Origin of the sequence: Solicola agrisoli, from assembly GCF_049059935.1 — a bacterium.
Classification (GTDB): domain Bacteria; phylum Actinomycetota; class Actinomycetes; order Propionibacteriales; family Nocardioidaceae; genus JAURVT01.
Map to the genome: position 1 here is coordinate 1 of NZ_JBMGQR010000144.1, position 2,299 is coordinate 2,299.

Genomic DNA, 2,299 nt, shown 5'->3' on the forward strand with positions numbered 1-2,299 from the left:
CCCGAGGCGCGCGAGCCCCGGGAGACCGGCCGCGAGCCCGTCGAGCCGGACGCGCCGCTCGCCGAGCCCACCTGGACGCTGCGCGGCGTCTCGATGCGCGTCGAGCCGGGCCAGCTGGCGGCGATCGTCGGGCCCACCGGGTCGGGCAAGACCACCACCACCTACCTGATCCCGCGCTTCTACGACGTCACCGCCGGCTCGGTGCGCATCGACGACCACGACGTCCGCGACCTGACGATGGGCTCGCTGGCCGACACCGTCGGCACCGTCACGCAGGAGCCGTACCTGTTCCACGGCTCGATCCGCGACAACCTCGCCTACGCCCGTCCCGACGCGACGTTCGACGAGATCGTCCAGGCCGCGCGCGACGCCAACATCCACGACACGATCGTGTCGTTCGCCGAGGGCTACGAGACGATCACCGGCGAGCGGGGCTACCGGCTGTCGGGCGGGGAGAAGCAGCGCCTGGCGATCGCCCGCGTCCTGCTGATGGACCCGCCCGTCCTGATCCTCGACGAGGCGACCTCCGCGCTCGACACCGAGACCGAGCGGCTCGTCCAGGAGGCGCTCGAGCGGGCCACCCGGGGGCGCACCACGATCGCGATCGCCCACCGGCTGTCGACGATCCGCGCGGCGGACGTCATCTTCGGCGTCGAGCACGGCGAGCTCGTCGAGCAGGGCACCCACGACGAGCTCCTCGCAGCCGGCGGCCTGTACGCCCGGCTCTACGTCGAGCAGCTCGGCGACGGCGACGCACCCCGTCCGACGCAGGACGTCCGCCGCGCCGACCTCCCCGTCTGAGCCTGCCGCCCGCCCGCCCGTCGCCGAGATACGGGTTCTGCACCACCGCGATGCTTTCGGTGGTGCAGAACCCGTATCTCGCGCACTCGCGGGGGGGGCGGGGGGGGCGGGCTAGGGCGACGAGAGGCGTTCGACGACGGTGGCGACGCGGTCGGAGGGGATGGCGAAGCCGATGCCGATGTTGCCGCCGCCGAGGCTGGCGATGGAGGTGTTGACGCCGATCACGCGGCCCTGGGCGTCGATCAGCGGGCCGCCGGAGTTGCCGGGGTTGATCGACGCGTCGGTCTGCAGCGCCTCGGCGCGGGTGTCGCCGAGCCGGACGCTCCGGTCGACCGCGCTGACGATGCCGGCCGTCACCGTGCCGCTGAGGCCGAGCGGCGAGCCCACCGCGATGACGCCGTCGCCCACCTCCACGGTCCGCGACGAGCTGGCCAGCGGCAGCGGGTCGACACCGCCCGGCACGTCGACGCGCAGCACCGCGAGGTCGTCGCGCTCGCTGACGCCGAGCACCTCGGCGTCCACGGCGCGGTCCTCGCCGAAGCGCACGGTGACGTCGGGCGACCCCTCGCCCACGACGTGGGCGTTGGTGACCACCAGACCCTCGTCGACGACGAACCCGCTCCCGCTGGAGCGGTCGCCGCCGCGCCGCACCTGCACCGACACCACGCTCGGCAGCACCCGCTGCGCAACCTCGGCGGTGGTGCCGGACCCGCCGCGGTCGCGGTCCAGCCCGATGCTCGCGGCGGTGTCGTCGTCGCCGCCGGTCAGCGCGACCACGCCTCCCGTCGCGCCGACGGCGAGCAGCGCCACCACGACGGCGGCGACCACCGCCACCCGTCCCCGGCGGGGCGGGCGGTCGGGCGCCACCGGCTCGGCCGGGGCGCCCAGCGGCGGCGGTCCGCCCAACACCGGGTGCGACGCCGGCTCGGGCAGCGGTCCGGTACGGACGGGGCCCGTCTGCGGACGGACGAAGTCCGGTCCTCGGTGCGCGGTCATGGGAGCCTCCCGGTGAAGCGGAGCGACGCCGCGGCTGCGAGCATCGCGAGGACGAGCCCGCCGCCGATGAACCACGAGCTGATCTCCTGGGTCTCGGTGCGGTAGCCGATCGAGCTGCCGAGGTCCTCGTAGACGCCCTCGAGCTCCTCGGCGCTGGCGGCCTCGTAGGCCTCGCCGCCGGTCTCGTCTGCGATCTGGGCGAGGGTCTCGCGGTCCACGGGCACGCTGAGGTTGCCGAGCGTCCCGCCGTCGGTGCCGTACGCGATCGTCGACACCGGCACGTCCGCGCCGAGCGCCGCCTGGATGCCCGCGTCCACGGGCGATCCCTGCGAGTTCTGCCCGTCGCTCAGCAGCACGACGCGGGCGGGCACGGGCTCCCCCTCGCCGTCCGCGGCCGCGCGCTGCGACGCCTCGACCGAGGTGGTGATCGCGTCGCCGATGGCGGTGCCGCCGTCGGGCGACATGGAGGCCAGCGCCCGCTGCACCTCGGCGCGGTCGGTGG

3 protein-coding genes are annotated in these 2,299 nt (G+C 75.2%); 1 reads left to right on the forward strand and 2 read right to left on the reverse strand.

Going from position 1 to position 2,299, the window contains the following annotated elements; all coding sequences use genetic code 11:
• Window positions 1-801, forward strand: an 801-nt coding sequence (locus ACI6PP_RS23095; RefSeq protein ID WP_421114100.1) for an ABC transporter ATP-binding protein, incomplete at its 5' end; no start/stop codon positions are given.
• A gap of 111 nt (window positions 802-912) precedes the next feature.
• On the opposite strand, the gene ACI6PP_RS23100 is transcribed toward ACI6PP_RS23095, so the two are convergent.
• On the reverse strand, window positions 913-1,797 hold the full coding sequence (locus ACI6PP_RS23100; protein ID WP_421114102.1) for a S1C family serine protease: 885 nt from the start codon (window positions 1,795-1,797) through the stop codon (window positions 913-915).
• Window positions 1,794-2,299, reverse strand: a 506-nt coding sequence (locus ACI6PP_RS23105) for a VWA domain-containing protein (protein WP_421114103.1), incomplete at its 5' end; no start/stop codon positions are given. The genes ACI6PP_RS23100 and ACI6PP_RS23105, both read right to left, overlap by 4 nt.